At 63.6% G+C, this 18590-nt stretch carries 17 protein-coding genes; 7 read left to right on the plus strand and 10 right to left on the minus strand.

Annotation, left to right across the window (positions count from 1 at the left end; genetic code table 11):
* Window positions 1-14: 14 nt before the first annotated feature.
* From ACMLHZ_RS05885 to ACMLHZ_RS05910, 6 genes are all read right to left on the minus strand, one after another.
* A complete protein-coding gene (locus ACMLHZ_RS05885; protein ID WP_418666842.1) occupies window positions 15-1265 on the minus strand; it encodes an MFS transporter in 1251 nt (416 codons plus the stop codon).
* A gap of 5 nt (window positions 1266-1270) precedes the next feature.
* Window positions 1271-2119 (minus strand): carbohydrate ABC transporter permease, encoded by an 849-nt coding sequence (locus ACMLHZ_RS05890; RefSeq protein WP_418666843.1) that lies wholly within the window; start codon window positions 2117-2119, stop codon window positions 1271-1273.
* Between the two features lie 12 nt (window positions 2120-2131).
* Window positions 2132-3064: a carbohydrate ABC transporter permease gene (locus tag ACMLHZ_RS05895; RefSeq protein WP_418666844.1), complete on the minus strand. Its 933-nt coding sequence runs from the start codon at window positions 3062-3064 to the stop codon at window positions 2132-2134.
* A 62-nt stretch (window positions 3065-3126) separates the two neighbouring features.
* Window positions 3127-4518: a carbohydrate ABC transporter substrate-binding protein gene (locus ACMLHZ_RS05900; protein ID WP_418666845.1), complete on the minus strand. Its 1392-nt coding sequence runs from the start codon at window positions 4516-4518 to the stop codon at window positions 3127-3129.
* A gap of 143 nt (window positions 4519-4661) precedes the next feature.
* A complete protein-coding gene (locus ACMLHZ_RS05905) occupies window positions 4662-6248 on the minus strand; it encodes a response regulator transcription factor (protein WP_418666846.1) in 1587 nt (528 codons plus the stop codon).
* Window positions 6241-8043 carry a cache domain-containing sensor histidine kinase gene (locus ACMLHZ_RS05910; RefSeq protein WP_418666847.1) on the minus strand — a complete coding sequence of 601 codons (1803 nt, stop codon included), beginning with the start codon at window positions 8041-8043 and terminating at the stop codon, window positions 6241-6243. Before ACMLHZ_RS05910 ends, ACMLHZ_RS05905 begins: the two co-directional genes overlap by 8 nt.
* A gap of 191 nt (window positions 8044-8234) precedes the next feature.
* Between ACMLHZ_RS05910 and ACMLHZ_RS05915 the strand changes: the two genes are divergently transcribed.
* Window positions 8235-9554 (plus strand): PHP domain-containing protein, encoded by a 1320-nt coding sequence (locus ACMLHZ_RS05915; protein ID WP_418666848.1) that lies wholly within the window; start codon window positions 8235-8237, stop codon window positions 9552-9554.
* A 294-nt stretch (window positions 9555-9848) separates the two neighbouring features.
* On the opposite strand, the gene ACMLHZ_RS05920 is transcribed toward ACMLHZ_RS05915, so the two are convergent.
* Window positions 9849-10370, minus strand: a complete 522-nt coding sequence (locus tag ACMLHZ_RS05920) for an RNA polymerase sigma factor (RefSeq protein WP_418666885.1) — start codon at window positions 10368-10370, stop codon at window positions 9849-9851.
* Window positions 10371-10613: 243 nt separating this feature from the next.
* On the opposite strand from ACMLHZ_RS05920, the gene ACMLHZ_RS05925 reads away from it, so the two are divergent.
* Genes ACMLHZ_RS05925 through ACMLHZ_RS05940 form a run of 4 tightly spaced genes read left to right on the plus strand, consistent with a single transcriptional unit; the run spans window position 10614 to window position 13392 of the window.
* Window positions 10614-11072, plus strand: a complete 459-nt coding sequence (locus ACMLHZ_RS05925; RefSeq protein WP_418666849.1) for a DUF2975 domain-containing protein — start codon at window positions 10614-10616, stop codon at window positions 11070-11072.
* A 13-nt stretch (window positions 11073-11085) separates the two neighbouring features.
* The gene (locus ACMLHZ_RS05930; protein WP_418666850.1) at window positions 11086-11304 is read left to right on the plus strand and encodes a helix-turn-helix domain-containing protein; all 219 of its coding nucleotides are present in this window, start codon (window positions 11086-11088) and stop codon (window positions 11302-11304) included.
* A gap of 58 nt (window positions 11305-11362) precedes the next feature.
* On the plus strand, window positions 11363-11734 hold the full coding sequence (locus ACMLHZ_RS05935; protein WP_418666851.1) for a hypothetical protein: 372 nt from the start codon (window positions 11363-11365) through the stop codon (window positions 11732-11734).
* A 44-nt stretch (window positions 11735-11778) separates the two neighbouring features.
* Window positions 11779-13392, plus strand: a complete 1614-nt coding sequence (locus tag ACMLHZ_RS05940) for a DUF4153 domain-containing protein (RefSeq protein WP_418666852.1) — start codon at window positions 11779-11781, stop codon at window positions 13390-13392.
* A gap of 59 nt (window positions 13393-13451) precedes the next feature.
* Here ACMLHZ_RS05940 and ACMLHZ_RS05945 read toward each other — a convergent pair whose 3' ends face one another.
* Entirely contained in the window at window positions 13452-14225 is a 774-nt protein-coding gene (locus tag ACMLHZ_RS05945; protein ID WP_418666853.1) for an alpha/beta hydrolase, read from the minus strand.
* Between the two features lie 90 nt (window positions 14226-14315).
* Here ACMLHZ_RS05945 and ACMLHZ_RS05950 point away from each other — a divergent pair, with 90 nt between their 5' ends.
* Both ACMLHZ_RS05950 and ACMLHZ_RS05955 read left to right on the plus strand, forming a co-directional pair.
* Window positions 14316-15503 (plus strand): hypothetical protein, encoded by a 1188-nt coding sequence (locus ACMLHZ_RS05950; protein ID WP_418666854.1) that lies wholly within the window; start codon window positions 14316-14318, stop codon window positions 15501-15503.
* Window positions 15504-15525: 22 nt separating this feature from the next.
* Complete coding sequence (locus ACMLHZ_RS05955) at window positions 15526-16779, plus strand: hypothetical protein (protein WP_418666855.1); 1254 nt, start codon at window positions 15526-15528, stop codon at window positions 16777-16779.
* Window positions 16780-16856: 77 nt separating this feature from the next.
* On the opposite strand, the gene ACMLHZ_RS05960 is transcribed toward ACMLHZ_RS05955, so the two are convergent.
* Window positions 16857-17408 carry an NUDIX hydrolase gene (locus ACMLHZ_RS05960; protein ID WP_418666856.1) on the minus strand — a complete coding sequence of 184 codons (552 nt, stop codon included), beginning with the start codon at window positions 17406-17408 and terminating at the stop codon, window positions 16857-16859.
* Entirely contained in the window at window positions 17405-18358 is a 954-nt protein-coding gene (locus tag ACMLHZ_RS05965) for a hemolysin family protein (protein WP_418666857.1), read from the minus strand. Before ACMLHZ_RS05965 ends, ACMLHZ_RS05960 begins: the two co-directional genes overlap by 4 nt.
* Window positions 18359-18590: the final 232 nt, after the last annotated feature.

Consider the following 18590-nt stretch of genomic DNA (forward strand, 5'->3'; position numbering starts at 1 on the left):
TTTATTTTTCATTTTCAGGTTTGTTTGAACCGCTGCCAGCGGCGCGCCGCGGCGGCGCAGAACAGCCCCCCGGCCAGCGAGAGACCGGCCCAGCCCAGGATGGTGGACCCCCAGCCCAGGACAGCGCTGGCAAAGCCGGTGCCCCAGATCGAAACGCTGCACCCCACATAGATGCAGAAGTTCAGCACGCCGGCCGCCGAGCTGGACCGGCCCCAGGGCGCGAACGCCAGCGGCATGGAGCTTGCGAAAAGCGTGTTGGCCCCCATCATGGTGGTGGTGGCCAGGGCCAAAAGGATGTAGGCGGGCCAGGGCCCGGCCCCCCTGGCAAGGTATAAAAGGGCGATGAAGCCGGTGTTCAGCAAAAACAGCGCGCCGGTGCTGGCAAGTTCGTTTTTGAAAACGCGGCGGTCCAGCCAGGAGGCCAGATACACCCCGCCCAGGTTTACCAGCGGCAGAAACATGGTGCCGAACACCGACAGCGCGGGGGTGAGGCCATAGGCCTCGGCGGTGAAGCTGGGCACCCAGGTGGTGACGCCGTCTTTTAAAATGCCCTGGGCCGCCAGCGGGAAGAAAAAGATGAAAAGCCCGGCCCGCCGCAGCAGCGGCCACAGGGAGGGGCCCCGGGCGGAGGGCTGCGCGGGCGCGGCCGCCGCCGCAGGTACAAAAGCGCTGCTGCGGCTGAGGGGCGCAAGGCAGGCCGCCCACACCCCGCTCAACAGCACAAGCAGCGCGCCCACCAGCAAAAACTGGCCGCGCCAATTGCCCAGCCGGATGAACAGCACCGCCAGCAGGTAGGCCGCCACGGTGCCGGCCGGAACGATCAGGTTGATGCGGATGCAGGCGGCCCTGCGGTATTCGGGCCGGAACCACTCGGCAAAAATGCGGATGATGGGCGACCAGAGGAGCGACTGAAAAAAGCCGTTGCAGCACCACAGCGCCGTGAGCACCCCCGCGCTGTGGGCCAGGGAGAAGGCCAGGTTGGAAAGCCCGGAGCCGAGAAGGCCCAGAAGGATCATGCGGTGGGGGGCGGCCCGGTCGCCCACAAAGCCGTTGAGCAGCTGGCCGCAGCCGTAGACCACAAAGAAGGCGGTGCCGATCATGCCGCCCTGGGCCCGGGTGAGGCCGCAGTCGGCAATGATCTGCACGAGGCAGGCGGAATAGTTCAGCCGCCCCATGTAGGCGCAGGTGTAGGCCGCGGCGCACAGGCAAAAAAGAAAGAGGTGCTGCCGGGGGACCGAAAGGTGGGAAAGAGAGCCGGATCTCATTGCGTTCACTCCTTGATGCCGCCCATGCTCATGCCCTGGGTGAGCCGCTCCTGAGCAAAGATGTACACGATGACCGAGGGGATGAGCACGATCATGAGCCCGGCGAACAGGGCGCCCCAGTCGGTGGCGTAGCGCTGCACCTCGTACAGGTTTACAAGGCCCACGGGCAGGGTGTATTTGGTCTCGGAGGAGATCATGGTGAGGGCGATGGCGTATTCGTTCCAGTAGCCCAGCGCCGCCAGCAGCCCCACCGTGAAGATGCCGGGCTTTGCCAGGGGGGCCACGATGCGCCACAAATTGCGGGTGTAGGAGCAGCCGTCGATCATGGCCGCCTGCTCGTAATCCACCGGGATGGACTTCATGAAGCCCGAGAGCAGAAAGACCGAGAAGGGCATGCGCACCGTGGCGTAGATGACCGCCAGGGCAATGAGGTTATCCAGCAGATGGATGCGGCTGAGCTGCAGGTAGAGGGGCACCAGGATGTAGGGCTCCTGGATAAAGATGCAGGCCATCAGCACCGCCAGCAGAAGCTTGCTGCCGAAAAAGCGGTAGCGGGAGAGCGCGTAGGTGATGGGGATGACCAGCAGAAGGTGCAGGGCTGTGGCCAGCACCACCACGAAGATGGAGTTGAGAAAGTAATCGCCCATGCTGGCCTTCTGGAAGGCGGAGAGATAGTTTTCCCAGTGAAGGGCGGTGGGCAGGGCCCAGGGATCGGCCATGATCTCGGTGTTGGATTTGAGCGAGGAGTAGAGGTTCCAGACAAGCGGGAACACCACGCTGAGAGCGAGAGAGACCATGACGAGGCGGACCGGCAGACGGCCGAGGGCGCCCTTCCAGCTGAATTTTGTTTTCATTTTTTTGCCCCCTCAATCGTTTTTGGTCAGCCGGTCGCTCAGCTTGGACAAAAGGAACGCGATGGTGAGCGTGACCACCGCGATGGCCATGGCATAGCCGTAGTTTGCATTGGTAAAGGCCTGCTGGTACATGTATTGCAGCAGCACGCTGGTGGCCCCGGCGGGGGCGCCGTTGGTCATGACCGTGACCAGCACGAAGCTGGAGGACAGCACAGTGGAGATGCACAGCACCACCGTGGTCTTGATGACCCGGGTGAGCAGCGGAAGGGTGATGCGCCAGAACTTGGCCATTTCGCCCGCGCCGTCGATGGTGGCGGCCTCGTATACATCGGGAGAAATATTGTCGATGCCGGCGATGTACATGACCATGTAGTAGCCCGCGTTGGTCCACACCAGCACCACGGCCACCGCCAGCAGCGCCACCTTGGGATCGCCCAGCCAGGCGTGGGCCCAGAAGCCCAGGCCCAACTTTTCCAGCAGGTTGTTGAGCAGGCCCATGTTGGGGTTGTAGATGAAGGTCCACAGCATGCCGATGACCGTGGTGGACAGGATGCTGGGCAGGAACATGACCACCCGGTAGAACTTTTTTTCTTTCAGGCGGCTTTGGGTGATGATGACCGCCATGACCAGCGCCAGCGCCAGGGTGACCAGCGGCACCCCCAGCATGAGCTTGAAGGTGTTGGAAAACGCCTGGAGAAAGTATTCGTCCTGGAGCAGGTAGGTGTAATTTTCGAGACCCGCGAAGGAGCGGGTGGCGGACATGGCCGTTTGGTTATACAGGGACATGCTGAACACCTGGACCGTGGGGATCAGCACGATGTAGACCAGCAGCGCGGCGGCGGGCAGGATGCAGGCACACAAAAACAGGCGCAGCTTTTTGTCGTTTTTGAAAATCGCCACGTCGCTTTGCAGGGGCGGAATGCGAAATTTTTTGAGGGCAGGCATAAAGCTCATCTCCTTAAAAAAGCGCCGCCCTGCGCTTGGCAGGGCGGCGGGCTGGTGTTGCGTCAGGCGCCCAGCTTCGCCTGCTCGTCACGGATCTGGGCAAAGGCCTTTTCCACGATCTCGGCGCATTCGGTGGGGGTGACCTGCTCGCTCATGAGCTTGGTCATGGCGTTTTCAAACACGGTCTGGCTTACATCCACCTTGGAACCGGTGGGCAGGGTGGCAAAATCGTTGAACAGGGCCTTCACTCCGCCGCCCAGCTGGAACATGTTGTAGGCGTCTGGTTCCAGGTAGTCCTTGGCAAGCTCGGCACCGCCCTGGATGGCCAGCACGGTGCTGGATTTTTCAGCCATGAGTTGTGCGGACTGCGCGGTGTACAAAAAGCGCAGGAAGTCCTTTGCGCCCTCGGGGTTTTTGGCGTCTTTCGGGATGGAGATCTGGCCGTAGTTTGCCAGGGTGTAGCGGGTGCCGCCCTTTTCGGCAGCGGGCGCGCAGGCCAGGCCGTAGCTGAAGCCGTCCTCGCGGGGGGCGTCCTTCATCTCGTTGATCATCCAGATGCCGTTGGGGATGAACAGGGCGTGGCCCTGCATCATCTCGGTCTGGCTTTGGGTGTGGTTGAGGGCGAGGGTGCCGTCCATCAAATAGCCGCCGGAGGCGATCTTCTGGAAGTTGGCCAGCACGCTGACCACGCCGGGGTTATTGAAGGAGCCCTCCTCGTAATTGAAGATGCTGTTGATGCCCTCGGCGCCCACCACGTCCGCGATGGCGGGCCAGAGCAGGCTTTCCAGGTAACTGGGGTAGATACCCTGGTAGGTGAACAGGGCGCGGCCTTCGGCCTTGGCCTGATCGCCCAGGGCAAAAAACTCGTCCCAGGTCTCGGGCACGGCCCAGCCCTTTGTCTCGAACAGGGCCTTGTTGTATACCATGCCGCTGTAGCCGCAGTCCTTGGGGGCGATGTAGATCCTGCCATCGCCGTAGGGCTGGAACTTCTTGCTGTCCAGGTAGCCGGGCAGGATAACGTCCTTCAGGGGGGTGTCGCTGTCGTAAGCGGGGCCCTCGAACACGTCGGTGATGTCCAGCAGGGCCTTGTCCTTGATCATGGAAACCAGCAGGCCGGAGGCGTCGCCATCGGTCATGACCAGCAGATCGGGCGCGTCGCCGCTGACGATGCGGGGGCGGATGATCTCGCCCACCTTGGGGCTGATGGTGCTTTTGAACTCCACATTCGGGTGTTCGGCCTGGTAGGCGGCCATCATCTGTTCCCAGTACTCGCCGCCGAGGCCGCCCTCGAACACCGCGATCTCGATGACCTGCTTTTCGCCGGAAGCGGCGGGTGCGCTGCCGGCGCTGCCCGCGGGGGCCGGGGAGCCGGAAGGCGCGCCGCCGCAGCCGGTGAGGGCGCCGGCAGCCAGCACGGCCGCCAGGGCCAGCGATGCGAATTTTGCTTTTTTCATCTGTTGTTCCTCCTTTGTTTTGGGTAAAAAACCTTGTAACAACAGCATACACCGGGGGGCGGGCGCGGCAAATGCAGCTTTTTTGGGCCTGTTTGTACAATGCTCGGGGCCTTGGCGGCGGGGCTGGGGCCGGGCATGGAAAATCATTGGGAGCTGGTAATATCCTGCTGCTTTTTACGGTATTCGGTGGGGCTGATGCCGTAATACTTGCGGAACAGCTTGTTGAAATAGAACTGGTCGCTGAAGCCCAGGTCCGCCGCCAGGGTTTTGAGCAGCACATCGCCGGAGCGCAGGCATTCAGCGGCCTTTTCCATCTTGGTCTGGTTGATGTAATTCACGATGCTGGTGCCGGTGCGGGCCCGGAACACGGTGCAGAGATAGGTCTCGTTGAAATTGACGTGCTTTGCCAGCTGGGCCAGGGTGATTTTTTCGCCGATGTGGGCGTGGATGTATTGAAGGGTCTTTTCCACCTCGTGCGCACCCGCGCCGCCGGTGTCCGGCCGGAGGGCGGCGGCCACCCGCCGCAGAAGATCGTGCAGCAGGGCCCGGAGCTGGGCCTGGGTGTCCAGCCCGTCCAGCCGGAGGGACACCTCGGCCACCGCGCCGGGCAGCAAAAAGCCCTCCATGCGCTCGTGGAGGCGCAGCAGGATGGCCGACCATTTGTGCAGCGCCTCGCTGCGGCCCACGTTTGCCTGCCCGCAGGCGGCGAGCTGGGCGTCCACCGCGGCCAGCGCGCCGGGAAGGTCTGCGCAGCGCAGCGCTTCGCAGATCCCGGCCGTGAACTGGGGAATGTTTATATTCCAGCTGCCGCAGGGGCCGAGGCTTTCCAGCGGGATGGGGGCCGAGCCGCCCAGATAAAAGATGCGGTCCGCCATGTGCCGCCTGCGGGCCAGGGCCGCCAGAAGGGCGGCGGGAGAGGCGAGGGCGGGCTGGTAAAAGGCGGCCACCGTTACATTGAGATACTGGGTGAGCGCGGAGCAGAGCTTCTGCGCAAGAAAGCCCTGCTCCAGCGGCCGGCCCGGGGCGGCGGGGGTGACGACAAAATACTGCCCCCCGGCCACCGGGCCCTGGCACAAAATATCCGGCCCCAGCAGCTCGGCGGCGATGTTGAGCAGCGCGTAGGTGAGCAGCTCCATATCCTGCTGGGAGGAGACCTTCATCACCTCACCGTACTGCACCACCTGGATGAGATACAGATTGATGGGGCCCGCCGCGAACAGGGCCTGGGGGACGTCGCCCTCGTTCAGGGCGGGAGCCAAAAGCAGCTTTTGCCAGAAGGCGGCCTGCTGCTGGCGCTCGAGCTTATCCAGGGCGGTGCGGGCCAGTTCGTCCTGCCGGCGGCGGCGCATGGTTTCGTCCAGCGCCTGCTTCATGCGGCCCAGCATGGCGGTGTATTCCTGCGTGGTGATGGTGAGCTTGAGCAGGTAATCCTGCGCGCCCAGCACCATGCCCTGGCGCACCAGGTCAAAATCGTCGTAATTGCTGATGAGCACGATCTTGCCGGTGAAGCCCTGGCCGTTGAGACGCTCGATGAGGGTGATGCCGTCCATGCGGGGCATCTTGATGTCGGTGATGATGAGGTCAGGGTCCTCGGCGGCGCACAGGCGCAGGGCCTCCTCGCCGTCGGCCGCGGTGCCGCACACGGTAAAGCCGTACTGCTCGTAGTCCACCATGGTGCGGAAGGCCACCCGGACCAGATTTTCGTCGTCCACGATCAAAAGTTTATACATCCGGCCGTTCCTCCTCGTTTTTGGGGGGCAGAAGCAGGATTACCGCCGTGCCCCGGCCCGGCTCGCTCTCCACCGTCATGGCGGCGGCGGGCCCGTAGACCAGCGCGATGCGCTGGCGCACATTGCCCATGCCGATGCCGGAAAAGCGCCGGCTGCTGGTGTTCTGAAGCTCGGGAAGGGCGGTATCGAAGCCGGCGCCGTCGTCTTTCACCGTGACCTCCAGGCCGCCCCGCCAGGGGCGCGCTTCCACCGTGATGGTGACCAGCCGCCCCACCCCCTCGACCCCGTGGAGGATGGCGTTCTCAACGATGGGCTGCAGAAGAAATTTCAGGATGGGCGTTTCCAGGCAGGCGTCATCGACCCGGTATTCCATGCGAAACTGCTCGGTGTAGCGCAGGGACTGGATGAGCGCGTAATTGCGGATGTTTTCCAGCTCCCCGCGCAGGGGCAGGAACTCCTGCTTGTTCACGATGGTGTTTTTGAGAAGGCCCGCCAGGGCGGAGAGGCTGTCGGCCACCGCGGGCACCCGGCTGAGCACTGCCGTCCACTTGATGGAGTTGAGGGTGTTGAACAAAAAGTGGGGGTTGATCTGGGCCTGGAGCATCTGGATCTCGAGGTTTTTCATCTGGATGCTGTTCTGAACTTCCCGCTCGCCGTATTCATCCAGCCGGGCGACCATCCGGCCCACCTCGCCGGTGAGGTAGCCGATCTCGTCGCGGCCGCCGTCCCGGATGGAGCGCTCACCGGTGCGGGCCGCCACCCCCCGGCAGTAGCGCACCAGCCGGTTGACCGGCCGCACGATGCTGGCAGCGATGACCAGCATGGCCACAAGGCCCAGGCCCAGGCACAAAAAGCTCACCAGCAGAATGAAGGTGTTCAGGCGGTCCATCTCGGCGTTCATGTAGCCCTCGCGCACCAGGCCAAGGGCGTACCAGCGGGCCTTGGAGTTGTAAAAAAACGAGGCGTAATAGCTTTGGCCGCCCACCTCGATGGAAAAATGGGGATCGCCTGCGGCGTGAAGGCCGCCGATCGTTTCCAGCAGGGAGGGATCCGGCAGGGGCATGCCGGAGGCGAGCGCGGGGTCTGCGCTGCTGATCACGGTGCCGTCGGCACCCACCAGAACCACCTGGCCCTGCTCTTCCGGGTAGACCTGGCGGCAGGTTTCCTGGGCAAAGCGCTCCTCGTCCACCACCAGCAGCAGGTAGCCCAGGCGCTGGCCGGTGAAATCGGCCTGGTTGATGGCCCGCACCATGACCATGTTGGCCTGGCCGCCCGAGGGCAGCGAGGTGACCAGCTCGAGGGGATAAGTGTCCTCGGCGCGGGGCACCAGCTCGCGCAGGGCGTCGTCCTGCAGGCGGTCGTACCCCATGCTGTAGACCACGCGGCCCCCAGTGTCCAGCAGAGTGACGTTTTTGGCCAGGGGCGAAATGAGCAGGTTCTGCTCGATCTGGCGGGTGATCTGCAGCGCCAGCTGGTTTTTGGCGTAGGGGTCCAGCGAGGGCTCGGTGAGCATGCGCTGCACCTCGTCGGTGGTGGAGAGCTTCATGGTAATGCGCTCCATGTTTTCCAAAAGATCGTTCTGCCGGTCGGTGAGCATGGAGAGCAGGCGCAGCGCGTCCGAGCCGAGCTTTTGCCGCAGTTCGGCGGTATAGCGCGCCCGGTACAGCCCCCCGAAGATCAGGATGGGAGCGGCGCACACCACCGCGTACAGGATGATGAGCCGCCAGAGGATGCGCCCCTTGCGCAGGGGCAGGATGACCCGGTCCAGCCAGGCACCGCGCCGCGATCGCTCCATACCAAATTGCCGCCTTTCGACTTTTTTCTCTATCATACTACATTTTAACACGGCGGCAAGCAATCGGGCCCGCGGGCCCAAAGATTGTCAATGCAGTGCCGCGGATAATCCATACCCCGCGGGCCGCACCCGCCTTATACTGAAGCCAGGAAAGCGCGCAAAGCGGCGCGCTGCAAAAGGAGAGATGGAAAATGCTGCTGGCATATCCGCGGGTGGTGGCGGCGTGCGGGCGCCACACGGTGCGGCTGAGGGCCGAAAAGCCCCTGTTCACCGGGGAGAGCTACACCGCCCTGTTCACCGCCTGCGAGGTGTTTAAAAACGAACAAGAGGCCACCCAGGGGGAGATGATCTCGGGCTTTGAGGTGTTCCACACCACCAACAAGCCCCGGGAGCTGGCCGTGCGGGTGAAAAGCCCCTTCGAGTGCCTAGTAGAGGTGGAGTGCCCCGATGAGCAGGAGTACATTTTGCGGGTGGCGCAAAAGGAGGGCGGGACGCTGCGGCCGGTGGGCTGCGCCTGCCTGTACGCGGTGGAGCAGGACTTTCAGGGGCTGCTGCCCTATAAGGGCGATCTGCACATGCACAGCTATTGCTCGGACGGGGAAAACGCGCCCCAGGTGATGGCCGCCGCCTGCCGGGAAAAGGGCTTTGATTTTATGGCCCTGACCGACCACGGCAAATTTGAGCCCTCGCTGGAGCTGCGGCGGCAGTTTGCCGCCATGCCGGAGCTGGCGATGGAGCTGTATGCCGGAGAGGAGATCCACCTGCCCTGGCACCAGGCGCATATTTTGAACATCGGGGGCCGGGCCAGCGTGAACGAGGCGTTTTTGTCTGACCGGGAGGGCTTTCTGCGCCAGGTGGAGGAGATGGGCAAAAACACAGCCGTGCCGGAGGGCGTGGACCGGTACCAGTACCTGGCGGCGCTTTGGGCCTTTGACCGGGTGCGCCGCGAGGGAGGCCTGAGTGTGTTCTGCCACCCCTACTGGCGCAGGCCCTCGGGGTTTGAGCTGTGCGCAGAGTTCACCGAGGCGATGCTGGCGGCCCGGCCGTTCGACGCGCTGGAGGTGGTTTCCGGCTACGGCAAGGCGGACACCGACTCGAACCTTTTGCAGCTGGCCCGGTATTTTGAGCTGGAACCCGGCGCCCGGCCGCCCATTGTGGGGGTGAGCGACGCCCACGCGGCCTTTGCCCGCGAGGTGCCCGCCGGGGAATACCTGCTGGGGGCCTTTTACACGGTGGTGCTGGCAAAAACGAACAGGTTTGAGGACGTGGCGGAGGCCATACGCGCCCACCGCAGCCTGGCGGTGGAGGAGCAGGAGCACGAGCAGCGCCATGTGTACGGGCCATACCGGCTGGTGAAATATGCGCAGTTTTTGGCGCGGCAGTTCTTCCCCGAGCACGACGCGCTGGCTGCCCGCGAGGCGGCGGCCATGGGGCGTTTTGCCCGTGGCCTGGCCGCCCGGGGGGAACAGGCGGCGATGGAAGAGCTTTACGCCGCGGCGTTTGAGTGGTGAGGGACTGGAAAAGGACAGGGAGCTTTTGGCCTTTTTCAACATCCGCGCAAAACGGGAACGATGCACAACAGCTTTTGAGAAAAACCGCGCAAAAAATAACCGCAGCGCAGCGAAGACTATTTTTTGGCCCTGTGTTTCGGTTGCCGTTTCAGCGGCGAGGGGAAGCGCCATTTTAGATAAGTTTTTTGTTGCGAAGCAATAAAAACGCCTTTGGCCCCGGTTTTATCGCCGGGGTCAAAGGCGTTTTGTTTTTTGACACACTGCTTTTGTGCAATTTCCTGTTATAAATCCATTTTACGGCAGCCGCCGGGAAAAGAACCAAAGACCGGCGGGAAAAAAGCCTTTACGCGGTGAGGCGTGCAAGCTGCTCGAGGCAGGCGCCTTCAAATTCCGCGTCGGGCGGGTACAGAAAGCCGAACTGGCCCGGGAAGGCCGGCCGCGCCAGGAGGTAACCCAACTGCCCGCCTGGGTGATCACCATGGTCACGGTTTCGCCCAGGTGCTCGTATTCCAGGTTATAGCTGCCCAGTACCCTTTCAAATTCTCCTTCCAGATCGGCTTTTAGTTTTTCACGCCCGTGTGCCAGCCGCGTGGTGACCCCGGAAACGCTGAGGCCCAGCGCCTCGGCGATCTGCCCGGTGCTCTGCCCCTCGTAGTAGAACAGATACAGCGGGATGCGGTATTTTTCCGGCAGGCGCAGCAGCGCGTTTTGCGCCACGTCCTCGGCATCCTGGGGGTTGCGGGTGTAGTTGAGGGCGATGCGGTAGATGGTGTCGGCATGCGCGCGGAACAGCCGCTCAAACAGCTCGGTGTCGATGTGGCTTCCCTCCCCTGCTGCGTTTTAAAAGGCCTTTCAAACAGGAATACCCGCCGGGGCCCCGGTTTGTCTCATCGGCGGGCGGTTTGCCGCAAAAAAGGGGGCTGGGGCCGCCCGGCGCCGCCGGGCACAGTACGAACAACTGTTTATCAATTAAAAAATATTGATAAACGATAAATAATGCTTGCAATTCGATAAATGCTATGGTATAGTAGTGCCAGAAACCGAAGGAGGAGCAGGCCTATGTGGAGCGAAAAGAACAGCATTGCGCTTTCGCAGATTGCGGTGAAGGTGTTTTTGGTGATTTTGGTGGGGTGCGATGTGGGCGGCTGGTGGCTGGTGGACTGGTTTTTGGATTGGCCCCGCTACATGCCCATGAACGACCTGGCTCACCGGGTGTTGTTTTTGGCGTCGCTGTACGCGGCCAGCGTGCCGGCCTACTGCATTTTGCTGTGCCTGGCCCGGCTTTTGGGCAACATCCGTGAGGGACAGGTGTTCATCCCCCAAAACGTGCGGGCGCTGCGCAGCGCGAGCTGGTGCTGCGCGGCGGCGGCGCTGGTGTGCCTTGCCAGCTGCTTTTACTATATCCCCTTTTTGGCCGTGGCGGTGGCCGCCGCGTTTATGGCGCTGATCATCCGCATTATCAAGAACGTGTTCGAGCAGGCCATCGGCATGAAGGCCGAGCTGGACCTGACTGTGTAGGGGGGCGCGGAATATGCCCATCATCATCAACCTGGACGTGGTCATGGCCCGGCGCAAGATCGGCGCGGGCGAGCTGGCCGAGAAGGTCGGCATCACGCCGGCGAACCTTTCGATCTTAAAAAACAACAAGGCCAAGGCGGTGCGGTTTTCGACCCTGGCGGCGCTGTGCCGGGCGCTGGATTGCCAGCCCGCCGACCTGCTGGAATACCTGCCCGGCGAGGAAGAGGAATAAGCGCGGAAAACGAGAGCCGGCGTGCTGCCGGCCTTTAAAAGAAAAGGAGGCGGAGACCATGGGAGCGGGCTGGCTGAATTTTGGCAGCCTTGTGCTGGGTATCGCGGCCTGGGGGCTGCCGGCGGCGGCGCTGCTGCTGACGCCGGGAGGCCGGCCGGGGCAGGCGGGCCGGACCTGGTGCGCGGCGGGGAGCCTGGGGGCCTGCGGCGCGGCGCTGTGGCTGCAGATTTTGTACGGGGCGCATTTGGCAAGGATCCGGGACTGGAGCGCGGTGATGGATACCGCCGAGAGCGCAGCCCTGGTTTCGGGCGTTTTGCTGGCGGGGACCCTGCTGCTGAACGGCGCCCTGCTTGCCTGGGGCGCGGCGCGGAACGCAAAAAATGCGCAAGAGCGGGGGCCTGGGCGGGTAAACGCACGCCCTGCCCGTTGAATAAGTAATAAGGCCGGACCGGCCGTAAAGTGAGGAAACTGAATATGGAAAACAAGCCTTTGGAGGGCAAAAGCTGCCCCCCTTGTTCCAGTGCGCCCAAAACGGGGGCGCAGGAGACCTTGGATAGGGCGCAGGAGCGCGGCGGCACGGCCGGCAACGCGGCGGGCGCGGCGCGGCCGCCGGAAGGGCAGCCCATTGCCAGGTATGGGCCGGGGGCCCAGACGGCGCCGGAGCCGTTCACGGCCACATGGGTGCAGGGCGCCGGGGCGGCGCTGACCTACCTGCTGGGCTGGTTTTATATGCGCTGGCTGCTGGCGAACGGCGACTGGGGCGAGCCGGGCCGCTTTGGCGGCTGGGCGTTGGCGGTGTTCTGCCTGGCCTTTTTCGGCGGGGTGGAGCTGCTGCTGCGGGCCGCGGGCCGCAGGGCCAGCGCCGAGAGCTGGCTTTGGATGGGCTTTTGCGGTCTGCTGGCCGCGGACATCACCGCCAAGAGCTTTTTGTTTTGGGATTCGGGAAGCCTGTTTTGGTGGGAGATGTGGGCGCTGCACGGCGCGGCGGCCTATTGGGTGGTGTGCCGGGCGGGGCTGCTGACCGAGGGCGGCACCGGCCCCTTTGCGGCGCTGGACGCGCTGCGCGCGCTGGTGGCGTACCCCTTCGGGCAGTTCTTTTTGCGGGTGCGGGTGGTGTGGCACGGGCTGAAAAAAGCGGTGCGCCGCCTGCGGGGGCACCGCTTTAAAAAGAACACCGCCTTTTGGGTGACCCTGGCGGTGGCTCTGCCGCTGCTGCTGGCGGCGGCGGTGCTGCTGGCCGGGGCGGACCAGGGCTTTGGCCGGCTGCTGGGCGATCTGCTGCACTGGCTGGAGCTGATCGAGCTGCCGGAGTGGCTGTGGCAGAACTTCTGGTATTTCGTGGTGGGCCTGCCGGTGGGCGCTTACCTGTTCGGGCTGATCGGCGGCGCGCTGCGGGCGGCCCCCCGGCCGGAGCGCGGGGCCCGGCTGCGCGGGCGGGCCGAGGCGCTGCGCGCCGCGCCCGAGGGGGCGCTGGCGGTGGCGATGGCCGCGTTTTTGGCCCTGTATCTGTTGTTTTTCGGGGTGCAGGCCAGCTACCTGCTGGGAGGGTTCACAGGGCGACTGCCCGTGGGGTTTACCGCGGCCGGGTACGCGCGGCAGGGTTTTTTTGAGCTGTGCGCCATCGTGGTGCTGAATTTTGGGCTGCTGGTGCTGACCGCAAAGCTGGCCCGCCGCCCGGTGCGGCAAAGCCCTGCACTAAAAGCGCTGAGCCTTTGCCTTTGCGGGGCGAACCTGCTCTTCGCGGCGGTGAGCTTTTCCAAGCTGTATCTGTATATCAGCCGGTTTGGCCTGACCCCACGGCGGGTGATGTCCAGCTGGTTTACCCTGGTGCTGGCGGTGCTGACCGTGCTGGCCGCCCTCTCGATCCTGCGGCCGTTCCGGGCCGTGCGGGCCGGGGTGATCGCCTTCTGCGGGCTGTTTTTGCTGTTGTGCCTGTGCCAGCCGGATCTGCTGATCCACAAGGCGAACCGGCAGCTTTACCGCGCGGGGATCCTGCAGGAACTGGACGAGGGCTTTTATCACCCCAAATATATAAGCACGGCCGGGGAGGAAGCGGAACAGGCCATAAACGGAATGTTTGAAAAATAAACTCCCTCCAAAACAGGGGCGCGTACCTTTTGCCAAGGCACGCGCCCCTGTTTTGAGAATCAGCCAAAGGAGAGCTTGTCCGGGCCGAGGAAATGGTCCAGGGCTGTTTGCAGCAACTTGCCCCACACATCCCAGGTGTGGCCGCCGGGGCAGGGGCAGAATTCGTGGGCGACGCCCCGGCGGTTGAGCGCCCGGTGCATTTGCAGGTTCATGGGCCACAGCCGGTCGGAGGTGCCGCAGCCCACAAAGAGGCGGGGCAGCGCGGCGGGATCGGCGGCCCCGAGCAGGGCAAACAGATCCTCGGTGGCGGGGACCTGTTCGCCGGACCCGAATACGGCGGCGGCCTCGCCGGCGCGCAGGCCGCCGGAGGCCTGCCTGCGGTGCAGAAAGTCGTTGGCGTCCATCACGGCGGAGAAGGCGGCCGCGCCCGCATATTGGTCCGGGCGGCGCAGCGCGCATTTCAGGGCGCCGTAGCCGCCCATGGAATTGCCCATGACAAAATTTTGTTCCCGCGCGCCGGAAAGGCCGAACATGCGCCGGCAGAAGGCGGGCAGCTCCTCGCTTACATAGGTGAAATAGGCCGGGCCGGCGGCCATGTCGGTGTAAAAGCTGCGCTGCACCTCGGGCATGACGACCACCGCCTGCTTGAGCCGGGCGTACCACTCGAGGCCCGTGTAGCGCTGCCAGGCGGTGCTGTCGTCGGTGAGGCCGTGCAGCAGCCAGACCACCGGGGCGCCGGCGGGGGAAAAACCGTCTTCGGCGGGAAGGATCGCGCAGAACTGGGTCGCCATGCCCAGAGCCTCGCTGCGGAAATCACATTGAATAAAAGCCATAACGGCCGCCCCCTTTTACATTTTTTTCATTATAGCACATCCTGCGCCCACAGGGATATGCTATACTATTGAAAAAAGGAGGCGCTGCCTATGCCGAGAGCCCGTTTTACAAAGCAGCACGCCGCTGCCCTGGTGGGCGGCCTTGGCCTGCTGGCCCTTGCGCTGCTGTTTTACCATTCGCTGGCGGGCGGCACCCTGCTGGCCGAAAACGTATATGACAGCTACCTTTTGCAGGCGCAGAACTGGCTGGCCGGGCGCATGGACATTGCGGACGGCGCGAGCCGCCCCTGGCTGGAGCTGGCGGTTTTTGAGGGGCGGTATTACCTGTCGTTCCCGCCGGTGCCCTCGGTGCTGGCGCTGCCTTGGGCGGCGCTGGGCCTGAGCGCCGGTAACCTGACCCAGGCCGTGTACGCCCTGGTGGCGCTGGCGGGGGTCTACCTGTGCTTTTGGCAGCAGAAATACAGCCCGGCGGCCTGCGGCTTTTGGGCCGTGTTCGCCACTGTGGGCTCCAACTTTTTGTGGATGGCCTGCTATGGTGGCGTGTGGATGGAGGCCCAGGCGCTGAACTTGTGCTTTGCGGTCTGGGGAATCTTTTTTTACCTGCGCCGGCAGGAGGTGCCAGCCTTTTTTCTGCTGGCGGCGGCGGTGGGGTGCCGCCCCTTCACCGCCCTGCTGGCGGTGGTACTGTTTTTGCGCCCCCTGTTTGAGTGTGGGAGGCAAAGGCGGTGGGGCCGCCTGGCGGCGGTGAGCGCGCTGCCCCTGGCGGCGGCCGTGACCCTGGGGTGGTACAACTGGGCTCGCTTTGGCTCGCCCTTAGAGTTTGGGCGCGCCTATCTGCCCGAATTTGCCCGTGAGGGATATGCGCAATTCAGCTTGACCTATTTGGCGCAGAATCTGAAAAATCTATTGAGACCTGTAACGCTGGACACGGCGCTGGATCTGAAATTTCCGATGTTCGACGGCTTTTTGCCCGTTGCGGTAACGCCATTGTTTCTGGTGTGGGGCGCGGGGCAGGTGCGCGCAGTGCGGAAAAAGAGCTTTGAGCTGCGGGACGGTATTTTGCTGGCGGGCCTTGTGTTCACACTGCTGGGGCTGTGCACGCACCGCACCTTTGGCGGCTGGCAGTTCGGGGCCCGGTATACGATGGATCTTGTGCCCTGGGCGCTGCTGTTTTTTCTGCGGCATCCCCCGGCCGAACCGGGCCCAGGTGCGCGCTGGTTGTGCGCAGCGGGAATGTTGTTCAATTTTTATGGGGCAGTGTATCTGCTGAGCCACTGAAAAAACGAAGGGGGACGGTGGATTGGATATACTGCAAGCGGTGCTGCCGGGAGTGGCCGCGGCACTGTTTTTATGGGGTGCAGCAGTTTGCGTGCGGCGTTTGTTTTGGCCCGACCCGGAAGGACCCGCGCCCAGCCCGGCGTGCAAGGGGGAATATGTGCGGGTGCTGGCAGCCTGCCTGTGCGCCGGACTTTGTTTTATAACGCTGTTCAGCGTTTGTGCCCTGTGGCAATACCCCGGACAGGGACTGGCAGCGGCAGTGCAGCGCTTTTTCGGGCAGAATATCGACTCGAACAGTTATGTGGGACTGGCACAATATGGCTATGGAACCGGCAGCAGCGAGCTGTGGCCGGAGCAGACGGTCCAGATTGTGTTTTTTCCGCTTTTTCCGGCGTTGCTGCGAGTTGTGTCGCTGGGGGGCAGGCTGCCGCTGCACTTGGCCGGCTTTTTGCTGCAGATTCCCCTGTTTTGCTGGGCGGGCACAGCGCTCTACGCCCTGCTGCGCCGCAATTACGGCCCGGGCGCGGCCCGCTGGGCCCTGGCTTTTTTGCTTGTGGCTCCCGGGGCTTTCTTCTTTTTTACTCCCATGACCGAGAGCTTGTTCCTGGCGCTTTCTGTAAGTTTTTTCCTGGCGCTGGAAAAGGACCGGCCGGCCGCCGCCGGCTGGCTGGGCCTGCTGGCCGCCCTGTGCCGCAGCCCCGGCGCGTTGCTGGCCGGAGCGGCAGCGGCGTGGTACATCCTGTGCTGGCGGCGGGAAAAAAGCGCCCCCCGGCCGGCTGCGCTGTGGCCGGTGGCAGCCCCGGCCCTGGGTCTGGGAATGTATCTTTTGCTGAACTGGAGGGTGTACGGAAACTGGTTTCAGTTTGCCGTGTATCAAAAAGAGCATTGGCACCAGGGACCCGGTTTTTTTACCGATACGGTGCGGTATCACCTGGGTTATTTCGCCTCCTGGTGGGCGGGGGGAAACCGGGCGGGAGCGCTATTTATCAGCCTGGCAGCGGTGTGCACCATTCTGTGCAGCCTGGCACTGCTGACCCTGACCGCCAAAAAGCTGGCGGTGCATCATCTGGCATATGGGCTGGCTTATTTGGCTTTTACCATGGGGGCGACCTGGCTGCTCAGCGCGCCCCGCTATGCCGAGGGCCTGTTCCTTTTGCCCGCGGCCCTGGCGCTGACCGCAAGACGCAGAGGGACCCGCTGGCTGGTCCTTGCGGTGCTCACGGTGCTGGGCGCTGTTTATACGGTGGAGTTCATCCGGCATGGGCCCATCTACTGAGGGGGTGCAGACAAAGAAACGCCCGGGCAGGCGCCCGGGCGTTTCTTTGTCTGCCTGATCCAGCTGCTTGAGAAAAATCATTCGGCCGCCTTTTCTCGTTCACGCAGGGTTTTGATCTTGAGCAGAGCGGCGATGGTCTTGCCATCCTTGATCTCGCCGGTGAATACCATGTCCACCGCGGTTTCAAAGGGGACCTTTTCGGGGGTGAGGAACTCGTCTTCGTCCAGGTGCATGGCGCAGGGGGAAAGATCGGTGGCAAGCCAGGTGTAGATGATCTCGCTGCAATAGCCCACCGTGGGATAAAAGGCCCCCAGGTCGGTGTAGCGGCGGGCGATGAGACCGCACTCCTCGCCCAGCTCCCGCTGGGCGGCCTCGAAGGGGTCCTCGCCGGGCTCCAGCTTGCCCGCAGGCAGCTCCCACAGCTCCTCGCCGAAGGCGTAGCGGAACTGCCGCACAAGATACACCTCGTCCTGCCCGGTGAGGGCCGCCACGCAGGCCCCGCCGTGATGGTGCACGATCTCCCGCACCGAGGTCTGGCCGTTTTCCAGCTCCACCTGGTCGCGGGTGACGGTGAATACTTTGCCCCCGTAAACTGTTTCGCGGGAGAGAGTGCGCTCAAAATGGCTCATGTGTGCCCCTGCCTTTCCGGGGATTTGCCGCCCGCCGCGCTTTGCGCCCGGATGCAGCGCACCCGGTGGATGCGCCGCTCGCCGGCTTTTACCACCGTGAAGGTGAGCCCGCCCCAGCTGACGCTGGCGGCCTCGCCCTGGGCGGGGATGCGGCCCAGCTTGTCGGCAATCAGGCCGCCCACCGTGTCGAACTCCTCGTTTTCGCCGCGCCCGGGGCATTCCAGGCCGAAGGCCTCGAACACGTCCTCCAGATCCAGCGCGCCGTCGGCCAGAAAACCGTCGCCGTCCGGCGAGAGCTCGGCCTCTTCGTCGTCGTATTCATCCTGGATGTCGCCCACGATCTCCTCCAGGATGTCCTCCATGCTCACTAGGCCCGCGGTGCCGCCGTATTCGTCGACCACGATGGCCAGCAGGGTGTGCTGGTTTTTAAAGTCCAGCAGCAGCTGGCTGGCGGGGCGGCTCTCGGGCACGTAGATGGCCCGGCGGCAAAAGCGGCGCACTGGGCTTTCCAGGCCGTCCGGCTCGTCGAAGAGGGCCAGCAGGTCCTTGACGTACAAAACGCCCACCACCTCGTCCACCGTTTTGCGGTAGAGGGGCAGCCGGCTGTTGCCGCTTGCAAGGGCCGCCGCGATCACCTCGCGGCAGGTGGCGCTTTCTTCCACGGCTACCATGTCCATGCGGTGGGTCATGATGTCGCCCGCAGTCACATCGGCCAGTTCGATGATGTTGTTGATCATCTCTTTCTGGCTGGAATCGATCAGGTCCTGCTGGTCGGCGTCGTCGACCAGTTCGTACAGGTCCTCTTCGGTCACCGGGTCGGCGCCGCCGAGCCTTGCCAGCCAGCGGGGCGCCCGTTTGAGCCTGCGGGCCGCAAGCCAGCCCAGGACAAGGCCGATCGCCAGAGCCGCCAGGGCGGCGCCGAGGGCGATCAGTAGGCCGGTCGTATCCATGTGTTTCTCCCATTACCCGCCCCTTGCGGAGCTGTTCTTACAATATCATAAATATACTATACGGTCTCTCCCCCGGCTTGTCAAACCCGGGTTTGGGGCAAAAAACAGGCTTTTGGGGCGAAAAGGAAGGGCAGGCAGGAACTGGCGCGGTAAATTGCCCGATAAAAGCCCCGCACGGCGCAAAAAGCCCGGCGAAGGTGGTTTACATCCGCGGACACTTTTGTTAAAATAG

The organism is Allofournierella sp. (assembly GCF_048388525.1).
GTDB lineage: Bacteria > Bacillota > Clostridia > Oscillospirales > Ruminococcaceae > BQOK01.

What these genes read in the sequence shown, in the direction of transcription:
- ACMLHZ_RS05925 (WP_418666849.1), top strand. Translation starts at nt 10,614, where the DNA reads ATGTGGAGCGAAAAGAACAGCATTGCGCTTTCGCAGATTGCGGTGAAG.
- ACMLHZ_RS05950 (WP_418666854.1), top strand. Translation starts at nt 14,316, where the DNA reads ATGCCGAGAGCCCGTTTTACAAAGCAGCACGCCGCTGCCCTGGTGGGC.
- ACMLHZ_RS05960 (WP_418666856.1), bottom strand. Translation starts at nt 17,408, where the DNA reads ATGAGCCATTTTGAGCGCACTCTCTCCCGCGAAACAGTTTACGGGGGC.
- ACMLHZ_RS05915 (WP_418666848.1), top strand. Translation starts at nt 8,235, where the DNA reads ATGCTGCTGGCATATCCGCGGGTGGTGGCGGCGTGCGGGCGCCACACG.
- ACMLHZ_RS05930 (WP_418666850.1), top strand. Translation starts at nt 11,086, where the DNA reads ATGCCCATCATCATCAACCTGGACGTGGTCATGGCCCGGCGCAAGATC.
- ACMLHZ_RS05935 (WP_418666851.1), top strand. Translation starts at nt 11,363, where the DNA reads ATGGGAGCGGGCTGGCTGAATTTTGGCAGCCTTGTGCTGGGTATCGCG.
- ACMLHZ_RS05965 (WP_418666857.1), bottom strand. Translation starts at nt 18,358, where the DNA reads ATGGATACGACCGGCCTACTGATCGCCCTCGGCGCCGCCCTGGCGGCT.
- ACMLHZ_RS05885 (WP_418666842.1), bottom strand. Translation starts at nt 1,265, where the DNA reads ATGAGATCCGGCTCTCTTTCCCACCTTTCGGTCCCCCGGCAGCACCTC.
- ACMLHZ_RS05890 (WP_418666843.1), bottom strand. Translation starts at nt 2,119, where the DNA reads ATGAAAACAAAATTCAGCTGGAAGGGCGCCCTCGGCCGTCTGCCGGTC.
- ACMLHZ_RS05940 (WP_418666852.1), top strand. Translation starts at nt 11,779, where the DNA reads ATGGAAAACAAGCCTTTGGAGGGCAAAAGCTGCCCCCCTTGTTCCAGT.
- ACMLHZ_RS05945 (WP_418666853.1), bottom strand. Translation starts at nt 14,225, where the DNA reads ATGGCTTTTATTCAATGTGATTTCCGCAGCGAGGCTCTGGGCATGGCG.
- ACMLHZ_RS05895 (WP_418666844.1), bottom strand. Translation starts at nt 3,064, where the DNA reads ATGCCTGCCCTCAAAAAATTTCGCATTCCGCCCCTGCAAAGCGACGTG.
- ACMLHZ_RS05900 (WP_418666845.1), bottom strand. Translation starts at nt 4,518, where the DNA reads ATGAAAAAAGCAAAATTCGCATCGCTGGCCCTGGCGGCCGTGCTGGCT.
- ACMLHZ_RS05910 (WP_418666847.1), bottom strand. Translation starts at nt 8,043, where the DNA reads ATGGAGCGATCGCGGCGCGGTGCCTGGCTGGACCGGGTCATCCTGCCC.
- ACMLHZ_RS05905 (WP_418666846.1), bottom strand. Translation starts at nt 6,248, where the DNA reads ATGTATAAACTTTTGATCGTGGACGACGAAAATCTGGTCCGGGTGGCC.